This is a genomic window from Bacillus sp. BC08 (assembly GCF_054326875.1).
Genome location: NZ_JBTGPA010000007.1, coordinates 69,070 through 88,799, shown reverse-complemented (window position 1 = coordinate 88,799; position 19,730 = coordinate 69,070). Strand labels below are relative to the sequence as shown.

Below are 19,730 nucleotides of genomic sequence, written 5' to 3'. Positions count from 1 at the left end.
GCGGTAAGGCAACGGACTTTGACTCCGTCATGCGCTGGTTCGAATCCAGCTAGCCCAGCCATTTACGAGCCATTAGCTCAGTTGGTAGAGCATCTGACTTTTAATCAGAGGGTCGAAGGTTCGAATCCTTCATGGCTCACCATTTTCGCGGAAGTAGTTCAGTGGTAGAATACAACCTTGCCAAGGTTGGGGTCGCGGGTTCGAACCCCGTCTTCCGCTTTATTACTAAGGGGCCTTAGCTCAGCTGGGAGAGCGCCTGCCTTGCACGCAGGAGGTCAGCGGTTCGATCCCGCTAGGCTCCATCTAATAGAAAAGCTTACATCATATGATGTAAGCTTTTTTTGTGTTTAAAAAGACAACTTTCATATTTTTCATTTAAAATGGAGAAAACGCGAAAATAAAGGATGGGGATAATTGTGAAAGTTGTTATTGCATCTGATTCATATAAAGAAAGCTTAAAAGCTATAGAAGTATGTGAAGCTATTGAAAGAGGTTTTGGAGCAATTTTTCCTAAAGCAGAGTACGTAAAAATACCAATTGGAGATGGAGGGGAAGGAACGGTTGATTCTCTTGTTGATGCTACAGGGGGAAGGATTATATCACTTCATGTGACAGGACCGCTTAGAGAACGTGTACAAGCCTTTTACGGTATGTCTAAAGATAAAAAGACAGCGTTTATTGAAATGGCAGCAGCATCAGGATTACAACATGTTCCGGTTAAAAAGCGAAATCCACTTATTACAACGACTAAAGGAACTGGGGAGCTTATATTACATGCGCTAGACGAAGGAGCTGAGCACATTATTTTAGGACTTGGCGGAAGTTCTACAAATGATGGTGGAGCAGGTATGTTGTCAGCTTTAGGAGTCAGGTTTATAGATGGAAAAGGGGAAGTAATAGAGCCATCTGGAGGAACGTTACATTCGATTGTAGCTATTGATTTTTCACGCTTGGATTCACGTTTAACGCATATAAAGATAGAAGCAGCATGTGATGTAGATAATCCGTTAGTTGGAATAAGGGGAGCATCTTTCGTATTTGGGAGGCAAAAGGGTGCGAATGCAGAGATGATGAAAGAGCTGGATGAGAATTTAAAGCATTATGCGAATATCCTTAAACAATACTTATCTTGCGACGTATCTAAAATACCTGGCGCAGGAGCCGCAGGAGGAATGGGAGCAGCTGTTATTGCAGTGTTAAAGGGAAGCTTGCGGAGAGGAATTGAAATTGTATTAGACTATACAAATTTTGATAAGCATATAGAAGGTGCAGATTTAATTATAACTGGTGAAGGGAGAATAGATGAACAAACAGCATATGGAAAGGCCCCTGTAGGTGTTGCGGAGCGTGCAAAGCATTTTCGTATTCCTGTCATTGCTATTGGAGGATCTGTATCTCCGAATTATCCAGCTGTTCACGAAAAAGGAATCGATGCAGTATTTAGTATTACAGCGAGTCCAATGACATTAGAAGAGGCATATAAAGTAGCGGAAGAGAATATCGAAATGACAGCAAAGAATATTGCCGCAGTATGGAAAATAGCATCAGAAAAACACTTCTAAATGTAGGAGTGTTTTTTATTATTATCTAATAATAATGATGGTAGTTGTTTCATTAGGTTAACTTTATACATAGAATAGTCTTAACATTTGGATTTTAAAGCGAATACAAGTGAATAATTTGTATATCCATACAGAAAAATGTCGAGTTGAGTCAGACTATATAAAAGATTTAAAATATTTAGTGAAGGCACAAAAGGGGGATACTATCTATGAAAAAAGAAATTTCGGTTATTGGAGTTCCAATGGATTTAGGACAGATGCGTCGCGGAGTTGATATGGGGCCGAGCGCAATCCGTTATGCAGGCGTAATTGAAAGAATTGAAGAAATTGGATATGACGTTAAAGATATAGGAGATATATGTATAGAGAGAGAAAAAGAAGTAGATGTAAATACAAGCTTAAGAAACCTTACACAAGTTGCAACTGTTTGTAACGAATTAGCAAGTAAGGTGGATCATATTATAGAAGAAGGACGTTTTCCACTTGTATTAGGTGGTGATCATAGTATCGCTATTGGTACATTAGCTGGTGTTGCAAAACATTATAAAAATTTAGGTGTTATTTGGTATGATGCACATGGTGATTTAAATACAGAAGAAACTTCACCATCTGGAAATATTCATGGTATGTCACTTGCAGCAAGTTTAGGGTATGGACATCAAACGCTTGTAGATTTATATGGGGCATATCCAAAGGTGAAAAAAGAGAACGTTGTAATTATTGGTGCACGCGCATTAGATGAAGGAGAAAAAGACTTTATTCGCAATGAAGGTATTAAAGTATTCTCAATGCATGAGATCGATCGTATGGGTATGACGGCTGTTATGGAAGAAACAATCGCGTATTTATCTCATACTGATGGTGTACATTTATCATTAGATTTAGATGGCCTTGACCCACATGATGCACCAGGAGTTGGAACGCCTGTAATTGGTGGCCTATCTTATCGTGAAAGCCATCTAGCAATGGAAATGTTAGCGGAAGCTGATATTGTTACATCAGCTGAGTTTGTTGAAGTAAATACTATTTTAGATGAGCGAAATAGAACGGCAACAACAGCAGTTGCCTTAATGGGTTCTTTATTCGGTGAAAAACTAAAATAAATGTAAGAAAAGCAACTGAGAAGTTGCTTTTTTTATTTGAAAATAAGCGTATAATAATGATTTATATTATACTGTACGATAATAATGTTTGACATCTTACCAATTTAGACTAAAGGGGGTTGTTTGTAATTGTTGTTTGTTTCATGTATGGTATAATTAACTAGTTGTTGGAAATACATACAGATAGAGCATAAAACAATATTTCAATATATGGATAGAATTGCTCGTAAGTAGGAGGAAGGGTTAGCATGCCTTTTGAAGATACGACCATTTTGAAATATCTTAGTACGGTATTAGATATTGCCGTTGTATGGTTTATTATATATAAGCTAATTCTCATAATCCGAGGGACGAAAGCTGTTCAACTTTTAAAAGGGATTACAGTTATTATTGTTGTTCGGATGATTAGTATTTTCCTTGAATTGCATACGCTTTATTGGCTGACTGAGCAAGTATTAACGTGGGGATTTTTAGCCGTTATTATTATTTTCCAGCCAGAATTGCGAAGGGCACTTGAGCAGCTAGGACGCGGAAGTTTATTCTCGCGTGTTGGAACTCATGAGGATGATGAACCTGAAATCGTTGCAACAGCGATAGCGAAAGCAACGGAATATATGGGAAAACGTAGAATTGGTGCATTAATTACTTTGTCGAAAGAGACCGGTATGGGTGATTATGTGGAAACAGGTATTCCGCTAAATGCAAACGTATCATCGGAATTACTCATTAATATTTTCATTCCTAATACACCTCTTCATGATGGAGCAGTCATTATGCAAGGAAGTACCATTAAAGCAGCTGCTTGTTATCTTCCGTTATCGGAAAGTCCTTTTATCTCTAAGGAGTTAGGAACTAGGCATCGCGCTGCAATGGGAGTTAGTGAAGTTACTGATAGTATTACAGTAGTTGTGTCGGAAGAAACAGGTCAAATTTCTTTAACGAAAAATGGTAAGTTGCATCGTGATTTGAAGACAGAACAACTGAAAGATATGTTGTTAGCTGAATTTAGTGCGAGCGAAAAAACGACTTCTTCGTCTTTATGGAATTGGAGGAGAAAGCGTCATGGATAAGTTAATGGAGAATCATTGGTTCTTAAAGGGGATCTCATTACTATTGGCGTGTATGCTTTTTATGTCAGCGACTTTAACTGAAAAAAATACGACATCGGGGATAATACCTTTTGCAAATGATGCGAAAGAAACATTAACTAATTATGCTATTACCCTTAAGTATGATGAAGACAAATATATTGTAAGTGGTATTCCGTCAGAGGGCGTTAAGGTAAAGTTAGAGGGCCCAAAAGCAGCAGTTGCTACAGCAAAAGCGAAAAAACAATTTGATATACCGGTTGATTTGAGAGATAGCGAAAAAGGAACTTATGAAGTTTCTTTAAAAACGAACGGGCTTCCAGATGATGTGAAAGGAACAGTTCAGCCATCAACAATTAAAATTACGCTACATGAAAAAGCGAAAAAATACGTTCATGTAGACTTGAAATTATCAAATGAGGATCAAATGCCAGCGGGTTCTACTCTCGAAAAATCAAACATTAAACCTGATACTGTTGAGGTAGTTGGAACGAAGGAAGAAATTGAAAGTATTTCATCTGCAAAGGCGTATATTGATTTAAAAGGTGTTAATAAAACTGTTACAAAAACAGCCGAAGTTACATTATACAATAAAGAAGGAAAACGTTTAAATGTAAGAACGAGTCCATCTAAAATTAGTGTAACATTGAATGTGGCGACGCAAGCTACGGCCAATAATACTGAAAAAACTGTTCCTGTAACGTATACGAAAAAGGGGAGTTTACCAGAAGGATTGGCCGTTACAAATATTAACGTTGAGCCGAGAGAAGTAACGATAGCAGGTCCAAAAGATATCTTGGATAATATACAATCGATAGAGGGGGTCGAAGTAGATCTTAGTCAATTGACAGAGTCTACAACATTCGATACCTCTGTTTTATTGCCAAAGGGTGTAACAAGTGCAAAACCGAATCAAGTGAAGGTTTCAGTAGGAGTGCAAAAAAACAAACAGACGAAAACGAGAACGATTGATGGTATATCAATTCAAAAAAATGGACTTTCTAAAGATGTTACGGCCCAGCTACTTTCGCCGCAAGATGGGAAGATAAGCGTTGATATTTCAGGAGAAACAAGTATAGTAGATAAAATAACAGCTGCGCAAATAACAGCAGCCATTAATCTGCAAAATATATCTCCGGGGACGAAAGATGTTTCTATTCAAGTAAGCGGTCCTGGTAATATTTCAATAGAGCCAAAGCAAAAAAGTGCTAAAGTCACAATTGTGAAGAAAGAAAATCCAGATAAAGAAGTACAGGGTAACGGTGAAAAACCAGATACAAATAATAACCAAGATAATCAAACTGAAAAACCAAAAAATCCTGAACCTGAACATAAGCCTGACACGGAACAGGAACAAAATAATGATAAAGATAAAGAAAAAGAAACTAGTCAAGAGCCAACAGTAGATAATCAAAAAGAGCCAGAAAAAGGAGCGAATCATAATGGGTAAATATTTTGGTACAGATGGAGTACGCGGGGTTGCGAACCAGGAGTTAACACCTGAATTAGCGTTCAAAATTGGACGTTTTGGTGGTTATGTATTAACAAAAGATACAGATCGTCCAAAAGTAATTATTGGCCGTGATACACGTATATCAGGACATATGTTAGAAGGAGCTTTAGTAGCGGGTCTATTATCAACTGGAGCAGAAGTAATGCGCCTTGGTGTTATTTCTACACCAGGTGTTGCTTATTTAACAAAAGCGTTAGATGCACAAGCAGGTGTTATGATTTCTGCATCTCATAATCCAGTACAGGATAACGGAATCAAATTCTTCGGTTCTGACGGTTTTAAATTAACAGATGAGCAAGAAGCAGAAATCGAAGCTTTATTAGACAAAGAAGTTGATGAGTTACCACGTCCAACAGGTACGAATCTTGGACAAGTGAGTGATTATTTTGAAGGTGGACAAAAATATTTACAATATATTAAACAAACTGTAGAGGAAGATTTCTCTGGTTTACATATCGCTTTAGATTGTGCGCATGGTGCTACGTCTTCTTTAGCTCCATACTTATTTGCGGATTTAGAGGCTGATATTTCAACAATGGGAACTTCACCAAACGGCATGAATATTAACGATGGAGTAGGTTCTACACATCCAGAAGTATTAGCTAAATTAGTAAAAGACAAAGGCGCTGATATCGGTCTTGCTTTTGATGGTGATGGTGACCGCCTAATCGCTGTAGATGAAAAAGGAAACATCGTTGATGGCGATCAAATTATGTTTATTTGTGCAAAGTACATGAAAGAAACTGGTCAATTAAAGCATAATACAGTCGTTTCAACTGTTATGAGTAACTTAGGTTTCTACAAAGCACTTGAAGCTAACGATATCACAAGTGATAAAACAGCAGTTGGTGACCGTTACGTAATGGAAGAGATGAAGCGTGGTGGTTACAACTTAGGTGGAGAACAATCGGGTCATATTATCTTACTTGATTACATTACAACTGGTGATGGAATGTTAAGTGCACTTCAATTGGTGAACATCATGAAAATGACGAAAAAACCATTATCTGAGCTTGCAGGTGAGATGACAAAATTCCCACAATTATTAGTAAACGTTCGTGTAACAGATAAAAAACTAGCATTAGAAAATGAAAAAATTAAAGATATTATTCGTGTTGTAGAGGAAGAAATGAACGGTGATGGCCGCATTCTTGTTCGTCCATCTGGAACAGAGCCACTTATTCGTGTAATGGCAGAAGCACCAACACAAGAAGTTTGTGACGCATATGTACATCGTATTGTAGAAGTTGTGAAAGCTGAAGTTGGCGCTGAATAATTCAATAAATTTATGAAAAGGGAGCACAAGAAGTGCTCCTTTTTCATATGTTTTATAGACGATGAAAAAAATTTCATTGACGGTTTATCTATGTTTGTTATAAGATGGTCTTGTTCTTTTTCTCAAAGGAAATATTGTAAATTATAGAAGCGCCAGAACTACAAGTAGTGTAGTTGACGAGGTGGAGTTTATCGAGATTTCGGCGGATGACTCCCGGTTGTTCATCACAACCGCAAGCTTTTACTTAAATCATTAAGGTGACTTAGTGGACAAAGGTGAAAGTGTGATGAGAGAAAAGGAACGGATACAAACTAGCTGTATAAGTATATACGGACTTAAACCCAATCGAGAGGAAGGTGAAAGCCGTTACAAGCTTACAGGGCTAGCAATATGTAATCCGTTTTTTTTAGTATAAATAAAAATGGTATCGGACTATGTCGTTACATGTTCGCAGAGCAATGTAAGCATTTGTAACGGCGACTAAACATGTGTGGAATCGTAGGATTTATTGGAGAACAAGATGCAAAGGAAATTTTATTAAAAGGTTTAGAAAAGCTAGAATATCGTGGATATGATTCAGCAGGTATTGCAGTACAAGCAGAGAACGGTGTTGTTGTATACAAAGAAAAAGGCCGTATTGCAAAACTTCGCGAAATCGTAGATGAGAACGTAGCAGCAAGCGTGGGAATCGGTCACACACGCTGGGCTACACATGGTGTTCCAAGCAAAGTAAACGCGCATCCGCATCAAAGTACATCAAAACGTTTTACACTAGTTCATAACGGTGTAATTGAAAACTATGAATTAGTGAAAAAAGAATATTTAAAAGATGTAACGTTCGTAAGTGAAACGGATACAGAAATTATCGTACAGCTTATGGAACAACAAGTGAGCACAGGATTAAGTGTAGAAGAAGCGTTCCGCAATACGCTATCTCTTTTACATGGCTCTTATGCAATCGGATTACTTGATGCTGAAAATCCAAACATGATTTATGTTGCTAAAAACAAAAGCCCGCTATTAGTAGGTGTTGGTGACAACTTTAATGTTGTGGCGAGCGACGCTATGGCGATGTTACAAGTTACAGATCAATTTATCGAATTAATGGATAAAGAAATCGTAATTGTAACGAAAGAAAGTATTACAATTAAAAACTTACAAGGTGAAACGATTGAACGTGCACCGTTTACAGCGGAATTAGACGCAAGTGATATTGAAAAAGGAACATACCCTCATTTCATGCTTAAAGAAATCGATGAGCAACCACTTGTAATCCGTAATATAATTCAAAAGTATCAAGATGAAAATGGCGAGATTGAATTAGATCAAGACATCCGCAATGCGATTTTAGATAGCGATCGTGTTTACATCATTGCATGTGGAACGAGTTATCATGCAGGTCTTGTTGGAAAACAATTTATCGAGAAGTTTGCAAAAATGCCAGTTGAAGTGCATGTAGCAAGTGAATTCTCTTATAACATGCCATTATTAACAGAAAGACCATTCTTCATTTACATTTCACAAAGTGGTGAAACAGCTGATAGCCGTGCAGTACTTGTACAAACAAATGAAATGGGTCATAAAGCATTAACGATTACAAATGTACCTGGTTCTACGCTTTCTCGTGAAGCTGATTACACACTTCCGTTATACGCGGGACCAGAAATCGCAGTTGCATCAACGAAAGCTTACACAGCACAGCTTGCAGTACTTTCAATTTTAGCTGCAGACATTGCTAAAGCAAAAGGTGAAGTTCTTGATTTCGATTTAACACACGAATTAGGACTTGTAGCAAATGCAATGATAGAACTTTGTGATCAAAAAGAAGAAATGGACGCATTAGCAAAACAATTTTTAGCAACAACGCGTAACTGTTTCTTCATCGGACGTAGCGTAGACTTCTACGTAGGATTAGAAGGTGCGTTAAAGCTAAAAGAAATTTCTTACATCCAAGCAGAAGGATTTGCTGGAGGAGAATTAAAACACGGTACAATCGCCTTAATCGAAAACGGTACACCAGTTATCGCACTTGCTACACAAGAGCATGTAAACCTTGGAATTCGTGGTAACGTGAAAGAAGTAGTAGCACGTGGAGCTAACCCATGTATCATCTCAATGAAGGGCTTAGAAATGGAAGGTGACAGCTTCGTATTACCAGCTGTACACGAAGCACTAGCACCGCTAGTAGCGGTTATTCCATTCCAACTTATCTCATACTACGCAGCACTTCACCGCGAGTGTGACGTTGATAAGCCACGTAACTTAGCTAAGTCTGTTACGGTTGAGTAGGAGATTGGTAGGTTAATAAATATAGTTATAGTTTTAAAATAAATATACGAATTTGTACCCCTTTAGATATGTTATCTAAAGGGGTATTTTTGTATTGAAAAAGAACATCTAAAATTGGTAAGTGGATAGAATCCTACTAATTAAAGTGTTACTTTATCAGATTCTCTTTTGTTTATCTGAATTTTCCGTTATCATTTCAAGTATGCGTGAACAATTTCCTTTATATATGAAGAGAAGAGACGATAGATTCATGGACATTACAAGGGGGCTTATTATATGAAAGTGAAAGCAAAAACATATTTAAGTATAGAAGAGATTATTTCATTACCTTCCTTATCAAGTGCAAATGTAAGTGATGATGGCAAAAACGTAGCATTTGTAAAGACGTCAGCTAACTGGAAAGACAATACGTATAGAAATCATGTATGGGTATATGAGAAAGATAAAGGGCAGAGTTATCCACTAACAGGTGGGGATATAGATAGTACACATCCATTATGGTCTCCAGATTATAAGACTATTGCATACCTTAGCCCAGGCGATGACGGGGCTACTACAAATCAGATCTTTGTTAAGTCTATAGATGGTGGTAGTGAGGTTCAAATTACGAATGAGAAGGAGGGGGTTAATACATTCAAATGGGAGCCTACTGGCAAGGGTTTTTATTATATTGCACAGTCAAAAGAATGTGAGGAAATACAGAAACGTAAGGAGCTTTATGGAGATTTACACCATGTAGGTAAGGAACATCGGAATAATTGTTTATACTACATTGAGATAGAAAAAATGATACAAAATGATAAAGAGGAACGTGAGATTAACGGTGTTTATCAACTAACGGATAGTAAGGAGTTTTATATACATAACTTTGATATTTCAAATGATGGGAAAAAGGTTGTATGTATGGCTACACCAAGCTTAAACGATTATATGAATGGTGATCTATGCATATTAGATGTTGAAGCTGGGGAACTACAAAAGATGAATGTAGATAAGTTGTTGGGCGGTAGCGTCTGCTTTTCTCCAGAGGGCAACAAAATATGTTACGCAGCAAGCATAAGAGAGAAGGATTACTATAAAAATCATATACAAGATAGTACATTAGAGATATATGATATGAATACGGGAGAGGTAATTCAACCTTTAACAAATTTTGATAGTACGGTTATGCCATTACAGTGGACGGCTAAAGGGGTTTTAATTAGATGGCAGGATAAAACGAATTACCGTATTGGATTGCTATGTGAGGATGGCACTTTGGAAATGTTAAGCGAAACAGTAGATGGATTTATAATGGATGCCTCTATAACAAGGGATGGCAATCATATAACATATACTAAGGCTATAACAAATGAAACCTTCGAAATCTATTTTGATGATAAAAAAATAACGAATGAAAATAGCTTTTTTGAAGGAAGGCTTAAAAGTAACAGAGAAATCATCTCATGGCAAAGTAGTGATGGTCTTGAAATAGATGGTGTTTTATCAACCCCAGTAGAGTTTGAGGCAAATAAAAAATATCCCTTATTAGTAGTAATCCATGGTGGTCCGAATTGGGCGTCCTTTCCGATATTTTCAGACTGCTTCAATGAGAAATATCCAATTGAACAGTTTGTTGAAAAAGGCTTTATCGTTTTAGAACCAAACTATAGAGGAAGTTCGGGTTATGGTAATGAATTTTTAAAAGCAAACTATAGAAAACAAGGATTTGCTGATTATGATGATATTATATCTGGAGTAGATGCACTAGTTGAAAAAGGGATTGTAGATAAAGATAGGGTAGGGGTTATGGGATGGAGTAACGGAGGATATATATCTGCTTTCTGTTCTACATTTAGTGATAGATTTAAAGCTATCTCAGTTGGGGGTGGAATTACGAACTGGGGTACCCATTATGTAAATACAGATATCCCTTACTTTATTAGAATGTATTTAGGAAATTCTCCATGGAATGATCCAGAGATATATAAGAAAACATCACCAATGACATATATTAAATCAGCCTGTACGCCTACCTTAATTCAACATGGGGAAAAGGATGTAAGAATTCCAATTACAAATGCATATGAGCTATATGAAGGTTTAAGAGATATGGAAGTTGATACAGAACTAATTATATTTAAAGGAATGGCATATAGTTCTGATCAGCCAGGAATTCATATGGCTATTATGAAGCAGAATTTGATGTGGTTTTCACACTATATTCTTGGAGAAAGCATGAAAGATTTTCGTACCATATAATGGAATCCACACAGGGGTTTTTCGTTGGGCAATCGGATTAGATTGTTGAAAAAGAGATACAACAAATTATATAATTTGTTGTAAACTGCATGCCAACCAGTATTGAAAAAATGTAAATGATTATAAGTAAACGTAATTCGGAGGACTAATATGACAGAGAATAAAAATGAGTTATCTGTAGAACAACGTGAAGAACTATTAAAAGCATTACAAGCTCGTTTTGAAAAAAACATGAACCGCCATGAAGGTCTTGAATGGGCTAAAGTTGAAGCAAAGCTAGCTACTAATAATGAAAAATTATGGTCAATTCATGAAATGGAAGTAACTGGCGGTGAGCCGGATGTTGTTGGTTATAATGAAGAGAAGGACGAGTATACTTTCTATGATTGTTCAAAGGAGAGCCCAAAAGGTCGTAGAAGTCTTTGTTATGATCTTGAAGCGTTAGAGGCAAGAAAAAAACATAAACCGGAAAATAACGTTATTGATGTGGCAGCTGCTATGGGCATTGAATTATTAACGGAAGAACAATATCGAGAGTTGCAACAACTTGGGGATTTCGATATGAAATCATCTAGCTGGGTACAAACTCCTTCAGACATTAGAGAACTCGGTGGTGCTCTATTTTGCGATTATCGCTTCGGACACGTTTTTGTGTACCACAATGGAGCAGATTCCTATTATGCTGCTAGAGGATTCCGCGGTTCGTTAAGAGTTTAAATTTGGAGCAAATAAGAAAAAGAGCCTATACTTAGGCCCTTTTTCTTATTTATATTTTAAAAGTAAACTGTTACTAAGCAGTTTTACTTAATTTATATGTTTCACGGTTGTTTTTAGGGAAAAGTTTAGGGAAAACATAGCCGTCTAATCCAATACGTCCAGCGTTATGACCTGCAACTAAAATGAACATAGTTAAAATAAGCAGATTTGGGTTTACACTAACAGTTCCACTTAGTAAAAATGAAAGATTCATTATAATTCCAAAGAATGCAGCAGTTTTTGTTAATCCGCCTAAAATTAAACCTAGACCTACTAAAATTTCTCCCCATTGAACTAAAAAGCTAAATAGGTCTGCGTTTGGAAGAACAAAGTGTTGAAGGAAGTCTGCCCACCAACTTTGTACGGCAGGGTGGTCACCTGATGCTTGAGCGATAGCGCCCTTTAGAAAACCACTTGCATCAAAAGATTGTCCGAAAACTTTACCTATCCCAGCAGCGAGCCATGCATATCCTATGTAAAATCTTAAAAATAATAATATGAAAGCAGCACGTTTATCAGTTCTTAAAAAATTGATAACCATTGAAATCCCTCCAGTATTTTATTTATATGTTTATTATATATCCATTGTGAAAAAATTCACAATGGATAAAGTGTGAACAAAAATGGTGTTTTTATAAAATGAAAAAGGCATATAACAATCATATGTTATATGCCTTTTTCATTTTATATATTTAGTAATCTATTTCGGTAATGTAAATTTAGCTTTTTTACCTTGTGAAATATCTTTAGCTTCCTTATTTCTCATAGGTCCTAACTCAATCTCAAAGCTTTTGTCTTTCCAAATCTTTTCATACTGCTCTTGATCTAATATATAGACTTGTAGTAACTCTCCAGATGTTCCAGTTTTAACCGCAGCGTTATAGTCATAATTTAATAGCATACCTTCATTAATCGTATATTGTGTACCATCATTCACTCTCAATGTAGAGCTTATAGGAGATAGTGAAACGTCTTGAGTATCTTTGTTATCAAGTTTGAATTTTACTGTTAATAGAACAAGACCGTTTTTGAAATTTGCAAAGCGTGGAGCTTGGACGGAATTTGGTGTGAATTGAGTAAATTGGTATCCGTCTAATGTAACGTTAACAGCGCCTAATTCTTGGCTATTATTAATACTTGATTTCTCTTTTAACATTTTTTTATCGCCCATGTTATTAGCTGTAGCTTTATCTTGGTAGAAAGTGTTATTTGTTGCAACCTTTTCAGCACCTTGTTTGTTTAAACTTAATGAAAAGCTTCCAGGACTTCCGATTGGAGCATCAAATTTTCCTTTATTAGCTTGTGCAGTTGGGACCGTGACTGAGACTGTTGAGAGACTTGAAATTTTCGCTAGATCATCTTTTCCGAATGGATAAGCGATATAACCAGAAATAGTTTCTCCTGCTTTTACTAAGTAATCATTCGTTGGAGCAAGCTTAGTTGGGAGCTGATCTTCTTTCGGAATTAAATCTTTATAGTTACTATATGCTTTCTGCGCACCAGTAAATGACATGTCCAATGCTGGCATATAATAAATATCTTTAGCTGAACTATTTTTTACGCTGTAGTTCACAAGAATAACTCCACCCTCTGTTTGACGGTTAAACGGGATGTCGAAGTTTGTATGGAATCCATTTAATTCAACTAATGTATAACCATTCATTGTTACTGAAACATCTTCAGCTTTATACACTTGTGGTTCCTTATTTTCAAAAAGAACCTTTGTTTTACCACCTGTTTCTTTTTCCATATAGGAAATTAGCTTAGAGTAATCGCTTGAGCTAGTAGCTGTATTTTCAGGCTTTTTCTCTTCAGCTTTTTTATCTTCGGATTTTTTTTCTTCAGGTTTATTTTCTTTCGGTGTATCCGTTTTTTCTGTTTTGCTTTCTTTTGTTGTATTTTCTTTTTGTTCTTTATTTGTCGTATCGCTTTGACCACAGCCAGTTATTACAAAAGCTGCTACGATTACTGTAGAAAATAAAGAAAGTAATTTTTTTGACATGTTTCTTCCCCCTATTTGTGTAAAACTAGACTCTCACATTAGCCCCACGTTTTATTATAAAAAATAAAGCCAGTATTTACCAGTGTTTTTCTGATTATTTTAATTATTTAGTTATTGTAATATACTAAAATTAGTAGAAGGTCGGCATAGAATATTGACCTTTATTTTTTATCATTTGAAATATTACATCATATTGGTATGATAGAAATAGAGATATATGGAAAGGGGACAAGGACTCAATATGTGGATGAGCTTGTAATGATTAGAAACTAGATAGATAAATTTTTCTCTCATAAGTGAGGGTTTATTTAGCTGTTTGTAAATCATTCAAGGACTGCATATTTGGCTTGTACATCCCTTTTGTAAGGATAACGTGCAGGGAAATTCATATCTCTTATATGAAATATGCGTCCTTTAAAATTGGAGGAGTATATGATGAATCAATTAAAAAATAAAGTAGCAGTTGTGACAGGTGTAAGTCGTCTAGATGGTATAGGTGCAGCAATTTGTAAAGAATTAGCTGAAGCAGGATACGATATATTTTTTACGTATTGGACAGCGTACGATAAAGAGATGCCTTGGGGCGTTGATCAAAGTGAACATATACAATTAAAAGAAGAGTTACTAAAAAGCGGTGTTAAAGTATCAAGTATGGAGTTAGATTTAACTCAGAATGATGCACCGAAAGAGCTTATAAATAAAGTTAATGAACAACTAGGCTACCCTCATATATTAATTAATAATGCAGCGTATTCCACAAATAATGACTTCTCTAATTTGACTGCTGAAGAATTAGAGAAGCACTACATGGTAAATGTTCGTGCGACTACGTTGTTAAGTAGTCAATTTGCCCGAGGATTTGATAAGAAATCTGGTGGTAGAATTGTGAATATGACATCGGGGCAATTTCAAGGGCCTATGGTTGGAGAACTGGCGTATGCAACTACGAAGGGAGCTATTGATGCTCTTACGAGTTCGTTGTCAGCCGAGGTAGCTCATTTAGGAATAACAGTGAATGCAATTAACCCAGGTCCAACCGATACAGGCTGGATGACTGAAGAGATAAGGCAAGGATTAAAGCCAATGTTTCCTTTTGGTAGAATTGGTGAGCCGAGGGATGCAGCAAGGCTTATTAAATTTTTAGTAAGTGAAGAAGCAGAATGGATTACTGGACAAGTTATTCATTCTGAAGGTGGATTTAAAAGATAAAAAAGAGGGTATCTCATCCTAGTGAGATACCTTCTTTTTTAATCTTTCTTCAATCTTCTTGCAACACCATTTCCTAAAGACTGTAGCCCTTGAACGAGGATAATTAAAATAAAGACTGTTGCATACATTACTTCAGGTTCATAGCGTAAGTGTCCGAATCGATATGCTAAATCACCAAGACCACCAGCACCTACAAGTCCAGCCATTGCTGTTGCACCGATTAAGCCGATTGTTGCAATTGTTAAGCCAAGTATAAGGGAGGGACGAGCTTCTTTCACCATAACGTGCCAAATGATTTTTATAGTAGAAATGCCCATCGCTTGATAAGCTTCAATAACACCACGATCCACTTCTAATAAAGCTGTCTCCATTAATCGTGCAATATAAGGGGCCGTGAATACGACAAGTGGTACGATAACACCTTGCACGCCAATGGATGTTCCCATTAGAAACTTTGTAAAAGGTAAAATGAAGAATAATAGAATGATAAATGGAAGAGAGCGAATGATATTAATAATTGTATTAAGAATTGGATAAATGATTTTATTTTCGTGCTGTCCACCAGGTCTCGTTAAAACAAGTGTAACGCCAAGTGGTAATGCAATAAGGATAGAGATGAATAGTGAAATAGATGTCATTTGAAATGTTTGAATGGTTGCTTCCCATATGACTTTACCCCATTCATCCAAAAAGGACTTGTTTCCCATGATCTGTTCTACCTCCTTCTACGATGATCCCTTGCTCTTGTAAAAATGATAAAGCGCGATCTACTTCATTTTTCTCACCCTGCATATGAATGATCAGTTTCCCGTATGCTTCATGCTTTAATTGTGTAATATTACCGGATAAAATATTTGGATACACTTGAAAACGTTTTGTAGCGACAGCTAATGCTGGCTCTCCTGAAGCATTCCCTATAAAGGAGAGAGTTACAATTTCACCAGTAGTTTGTAGTTCTTTTTGTACTTCTTCTGGAATCTTCGCTGCAAATGCACTATTTACGAATTTCTTCGTTGTTACATGTTGTGGGTTTGTGAAGATATCCTTCACGGTCCCGCTTTCAACTACTGCTCCATGTTCCATAACAGCAACTCGGTCACATATACGCTGGATGACATTCATTTCATGTGTAATTAATAAAATTGTGATCCCGATTTCTTCATTAATCTTTAGTAATAGGTCAAGAATAGAATCCGTTGTTTCTGGGTCTAAAGCACTCGTTGCTTCGTCGCTTAATAAAACTTCCGGTTCATGTGATAGTGCACGTGCAATAGCAACACGCTGCTTCTGGCCACCAGAAAGTTCACTCGGATAGGCATCTTTTCGACTAAAAAGATCGACAATACGTAAATACTTTTCTACCCTTTGCTCAATTTCAGTTTTGGGAAGACCAGATAGACGTAACGGTAATGCAATATTTTCATAAACTGTCACAGTTTTAAGTAAGTTGAATCCTTGAAAAATCATCCCGATTTTTTGTCTCGATTTTGCTAGTTCTTTTGCTGATAAGGTTGTTAAGTCTTGGCCGTTTACAATGATATTTCCTGTCGTTGGTTTTTCTAATAAATTTACACATCGAATTAATGTACTTTTACCAGCGCCACTATATCCAATGATTCCAAATACTTCGCCCTTTTTTACTTGAAGGGAAGTAGACTTAAGTGCTTCTACATTCCCTTTTTTTGTTGTAAATACTTTGGATACATTTTTTAATTCAATCATTATCGTCAGCTCCTACCAAGACGGTAAAACAGAACCATCAAATTTTTTCTCGATAAATTCCTTTACTTCTTTAGATTGATAAGCTTTCTTTAATTTATTTACAACTGCATCATCTTTATTTTCAGTACGAACAACGACCCAGTTCACATATGGTGAATCTTTTCCTTCACGGAAGATAGAATCTTTCGCAGGGCTTAATTTTGCACCTAATGCAAAGTTTGTATTAATTGCAGCTGCTTTTACTTCACTTAGTTGTGTCGGTAATTGAGATGCCTCTAATTCAACAATCTTTAAATTTTTTGGATTTTCAATTACATCTTTCGCAGTCGCTTTTTCTGTCGCCTTTGGATCTACTTTTAAAACTCCTGCTTTTTCAAATAGCTTTAAAGCTCGAAGTTCATTCGTTGGATCATTTGGTACAGCGATTGCGTCGCCCTCTTTTAAGTCTTTTACATCCTTTAAGCTTTTAGAATATACGCCCATAGGGAATGTTACTGTTGAAAATACTTCCGTTAATTTCATATTGCGCTCAGCTTTAAATACGTCTAAATATGATTTCGTTTGATAGCTATTTACATCGAGGCTTTTTTCCTCTAAAGATACGTTTGGTGCTACATAATCATTAAATACTTTTACATCAATTTCGAGTCCGTCTTTCGCTGCCACTTCTTTTACCTTTTCAAAAATTTGTTCATGCGGTCCGCCAGTTACACCGACAGTAATCTTTTTCTCATCTAATGCTTTTACCTCTTTATCAGAATTAGCACCACATGCACTTAGCAATAATACCGCTCCACTTACAATGCTCAATAATACTTTTTTCATCTATAACTCCCCCTTCATATACGTTCCAAAATAAAAAGCACCTCTCAAAAATAAGAGAGGTGCCGAATAGACAAAATAGGTTCCTCTCTTATCTTCCAAAACGAAAACTCGTTTTGCAGGAATTAGCACCTTAGCTTATATGTTATAAGCTCGGTTGCCGGGCATCATCGGGCCAGTCCCTCCGCCACTCTTGATAAGAGTTTGTGTATGTAGTTTTTTAATATGGTACTAATAGTAAATCTTACAAAAAGAATTGTCAATGTTATTTTCTGAATATATTTTATTTTAAGGTAATCGAAACATTACCTTTCTTATGTCCCTGTTCCACATATATATGAGCTTCAGCAATTTCTTCTAATCGGTAGGTTCTATCAATAACAGGTTTTAAATGTTCTGTTTCAGTTAGTTCTTTTAGTAGAATCATATCCTCTTTACTTACCTTTGCCATCATTCCATTAACAGATACATATTTTCCATTGGATGTTAATGTATTTGTACAAAGGGATTTTTTATATTTACCAACTGCATCAAATATAATATCGTAGCGCTCGCGCCGCTTAGTAAAGTCTTCTTTCGTATAATCAATTACTGTATCAGCTCCTAAAGATTGAACGAGTTCAAAATTTGAATTACTGCAAACAGCCGTAACGGTCGCACCGAAATATTTAGCAAGTTGTACAGCAGCTGTTCCTACTGATCCTGAGGCACCATATATGAGCACTTGTTGCCCTTTTTTTATACGGCCCTTTCTCAGAAAATGCAATGCGGAAGTTCCACCAAAAGGAATAACTGCAGCTTCTTCATACGTCACATTGGTAGGTTTTAATGTTATTAATCCACTTTCATGTACGCATGTGTACTCGGCATAACCACCGAGGTTTAGTTCTGTTAATGCAAAAATTGGATCCCCTTTTTTAAATTGAGTTACATCTGTTCCTATTTCTTCGATTTCACCGGATAACTCTACGCCGAGTATAGGTTTTCTCGGTTTTCTGAAACCTAATATGATCCGCATAGGAATCCAAAATAAGAGGGGACTATTAAAACCTCGTATTCTACAATCTCCAGTTGATACACTTGTTGCGTGAATTTTAATTAATACTTCGTTCTTTTTAGGTGTAGGTTTCTCTATATTTTGAAGCTGAAGAACGTTAGGTGGTCCATACTGTGTGCAAATGATCGCCTTCATAATGACCTCCTGAAATGAGTTGTTGTTATTTACATCATATTTAAAACCTTCATTAAACATGTCGCTATATAGCGAATAAAGATTAAAAATTATATAGATTTCGTAGGAAAAGAGGTGATATTATTTTTGAAAAGGGGGCGACATTATGAAAAAAACTATTTTTATTTCAAGTTTAGTGTTTGCAATCAGTCTAGGGGTAGGGTGTAGCAATGAGAAAACAACAAAAACTGATGAACCGAAAAAAGAAGCTGTGCAGAAAGAAAAAGAATTAGCAGCGAAGGATGTTTTCAAGAAAACGAACGAAGCTTTTAAAAATGAAGAACATGTAACGATGACATATGATGTAGAGATAAAAGCTGAAGGAACAGAGATGAATATATTAAAGGCTAAGATGCAATTAGAGCCAAAGACAAAGAATTCTCGTTCTGAAATGAATATTTCTGGTGCAGATGTTGTAGTGTATACTGTGGATGGTAAAGTTGCTGGTGAGGTGAAAAACCCTAATACAGGAGAAGTTATAACTGTACCAGAGGAGCAATTAAACGCTGGTGGAATGAAAGCGACTCAAGATATTATAGATAAGTTAGAAGTACCAGCAGTAGTTTTAGATAAAATGAAGATGGAGAAAAGCGGAGATAAATATAAACTGAAATTTACATTAAAAGGGCAAGAAACAGAAAGTATGTTAACTAGCATGGATGAAACGCAGAAGAAAATGTTACAAGCACAAAATGCGAAGATAGAAGAAGTGGATGCAGAATATATCATTACAAAAGATTTTAAATATGAATCAGCAAAGATAGACATGATTATGAGCAGTAACGGTAAGGATAAAGCACATATTATTACGAACGCAAAGTATACGTCGTACGAAAAGTTTGACCCGATACAATTGCCAGCAGCAAAGTAACAATTTTGATGAGGGGGGACCTAAAATAAGGTGCCCTCTTTTTTG

At 36.3% G+C, this 19,730-nt stretch carries 16 protein-coding genes, 3 tRNA genes, 1 pseudogene and 1 riboswitch; of the genes and pseudogenes, 14 read left to right on the top strand and 6 right to left on the bottom strand.

Annotated elements, in window-relative coordinates; genetic code table 11:
• Positions 1 to 66 precede the first annotated feature (66 nt).
• From ACXVYO_RS00885 to ACXVYO_RS00830, 12 genes and pseudogenes are all read left to right on the top strand, one after another.
• Positions 67 to 142, top strand: a tRNA-Lys gene (locus ACXVYO_RS00885).
• A gap of 5 nt (positions 143 to 147) precedes the next feature.
• Positions 148 to 219: transfer RNA gene (locus tag ACXVYO_RS00880), tRNA-Gly, on the top strand.
• Positions 220 to 229: 10 nt separating this feature from the next.
• Positions 230 to 302 (top strand) — tRNA-Ala (locus tag ACXVYO_RS00875).
• Between the two features lie 114 nt (positions 303 to 416).
• Entirely contained in the window at positions 417 to 1,562 is a 1,146-nt protein-coding gene (locus ACXVYO_RS00870) for a glycerate kinase (RefSeq protein ID WP_458465801.1), read from the top strand.
• Positions 1,563 to 1,771: 209 nt separating this feature from the next.
• Positions 1,772 to 2,665, top strand: a complete 894-nt coding sequence (gene rocF / locus ACXVYO_RS00865) for an arginase (RefSeq protein ID WP_063262605.1) — start codon at positions 1,772 to 1,774, stop codon at positions 2,663 to 2,665.
• A gap of 248 nt (positions 2,666 to 2,913) precedes the next feature.
• Complete coding sequence (gene cdaA / locus ACXVYO_RS00860) at positions 2,914 to 3,735, top strand: diadenylate cyclase CdaA (RefSeq protein ID WP_048528662.1); 822 nt, start codon at positions 2,914 to 2,916, stop codon at positions 3,733 to 3,735.
• The gene (locus ACXVYO_RS00855) at positions 3,728 to 5,203 is read left to right on the top strand and encodes a CdaR family protein (protein WP_458465800.1); all 1,476 of its coding nucleotides are present in this window, start codon (positions 3,728 to 3,730) and stop codon (positions 5,201 to 5,203) included. The genes cdaA and ACXVYO_RS00855 overlap by 8 nt, the downstream gene beginning before the upstream one ends.
• The gene (gene glmM / locus ACXVYO_RS00850; RefSeq protein ID WP_458465799.1) at positions 5,196 to 6,542 is read left to right on the top strand and encodes a phosphoglucosamine mutase; all 1,347 of its coding nucleotides are present in this window, start codon (positions 5,196 to 5,198) and stop codon (positions 6,540 to 6,542) included. Before ACXVYO_RS00855 ends, glmM begins: the two co-directional genes overlap by 8 nt.
• A gap of 286 nt (positions 6,543 to 6,828) precedes the next feature.
• Positions 6,829 to 7,016 (top strand): annotated as a pseudogene (locus tag ACXVYO_RS00845) (hypothetical protein).
• A 12-nt stretch (positions 7,017 to 7,028) separates the two neighbouring features.
• Positions 7,029 to 8,831, top strand: a complete 1,803-nt coding sequence (glmS, locus tag ACXVYO_RS00840) for a glutamine--fructose-6-phosphate transaminase (isomerizing) (protein WP_458465798.1) — start codon at positions 7,029 to 7,031, stop codon at positions 8,829 to 8,831.
• A gap of 276 nt (positions 8,832 to 9,107) precedes the next feature.
• Complete coding sequence (locus ACXVYO_RS00835) at positions 9,108 to 11,072, top strand: prolyl oligopeptidase family serine peptidase (protein ID WP_458465797.1); 1,965 nt, start codon at positions 9,108 to 9,110, stop codon at positions 11,070 to 11,072.
• A gap of 150 nt (positions 11,073 to 11,222) precedes the next feature.
• Complete coding sequence (locus tag ACXVYO_RS00830) at positions 11,223 to 11,789, top strand: DUF4256 domain-containing protein (RefSeq protein ID WP_458465796.1); 567 nt, start codon at positions 11,223 to 11,225, stop codon at positions 11,787 to 11,789.
• Positions 11,790 to 11,862: 73 nt separating this feature from the next.
• On the opposite strand, the gene ACXVYO_RS00825 is transcribed toward ACXVYO_RS00830, so the two are convergent.
• Both ACXVYO_RS00825 and ACXVYO_RS00820 read right to left on the bottom strand, forming a co-directional pair.
• On the bottom strand, positions 11,863 to 12,369 hold the full coding sequence (locus ACXVYO_RS00825; RefSeq protein ID WP_458465795.1) for a DoxX family membrane protein: 507 nt from the start codon (positions 12,367 to 12,369) through the stop codon (positions 11,863 to 11,865).
• A 159-nt stretch (positions 12,370 to 12,528) separates the two neighbouring features.
• Positions 12,529 to 13,830, bottom strand: a complete 1,302-nt coding sequence (locus tag ACXVYO_RS00820; RefSeq protein ID WP_458465794.1) for a DUF5068 domain-containing protein — start codon at positions 13,828 to 13,830, stop codon at positions 12,529 to 12,531.
• Positions 13,831 to 14,262: 432 nt separating this feature from the next.
• Between ACXVYO_RS00820 and ACXVYO_RS00815 the strand changes: the two genes are divergently transcribed.
• The gene (locus ACXVYO_RS00815; RefSeq protein WP_458465793.1) at positions 14,263 to 15,039 is read left to right on the top strand and encodes an SDR family oxidoreductase; all 777 of its coding nucleotides are present in this window, start codon (positions 14,263 to 14,265) and stop codon (positions 15,037 to 15,039) included.
• A gap of 38 nt (positions 15,040 to 15,077) precedes the next feature.
• On the opposite strand, the gene ACXVYO_RS00810 is transcribed toward ACXVYO_RS00815, so the two are convergent.
• The 4 genes from ACXVYO_RS00810 to ACXVYO_RS00795 all read right to left on the bottom strand — a co-directional run bounded on the left by ACXVYO_RS00810 (position 15,078) and on the right by ACXVYO_RS00795 (position 18,775).
• On the bottom strand, positions 15,078 to 15,746 hold the full coding sequence (locus ACXVYO_RS00810) for a methionine ABC transporter permease (RefSeq protein ID WP_000527133.1): 669 nt from the start codon (positions 15,744 to 15,746) through the stop codon (positions 15,078 to 15,080).
• Positions 15,721 to 16,761, bottom strand: a complete 1,041-nt coding sequence (locus ACXVYO_RS00805; protein ID WP_458465792.1) for a methionine ABC transporter ATP-binding protein — start codon at positions 16,759 to 16,761, stop codon at positions 15,721 to 15,723. The genes ACXVYO_RS00810 and ACXVYO_RS00805 overlap by 26 nt, the downstream gene beginning before the upstream one ends.
• A gap of 12 nt (positions 16,762 to 16,773) precedes the next feature.
• Positions 16,774 to 17,586 (bottom strand): MetQ/NlpA family ABC transporter substrate-binding protein, encoded by an 813-nt coding sequence (locus tag ACXVYO_RS00800; protein ID WP_458465791.1) that lies wholly within the window; start codon positions 17,584 to 17,586, stop codon positions 16,774 to 16,776.
• Between the two features lie 85 nt (positions 17,587 to 17,671).
• Positions 17,672 to 17,786, bottom strand: a riboswitch (SAM riboswitch).
• 80 nt (positions 17,787 to 17,866) lie between these two features.
• On the bottom strand, positions 17,867 to 18,775 hold the full coding sequence (locus tag ACXVYO_RS00795; protein WP_458465790.1) for an NAD(P)-dependent alcohol dehydrogenase: 909 nt from the start codon (positions 18,773 to 18,775) through the stop codon (positions 17,867 to 17,869).
• A gap of 145 nt (positions 18,776 to 18,920) precedes the next feature.
• Between ACXVYO_RS00795 and ACXVYO_RS00790 the strand changes: the two genes are divergently transcribed.
• Positions 18,921 to 19,685, top strand: a complete 765-nt coding sequence (locus tag ACXVYO_RS00790) for a hypothetical protein (RefSeq protein ID WP_458465789.1) — start codon at positions 18,921 to 18,923, stop codon at positions 19,683 to 19,685.
• Positions 19,686 to 19,730 lie beyond the last annotated feature (45 nt).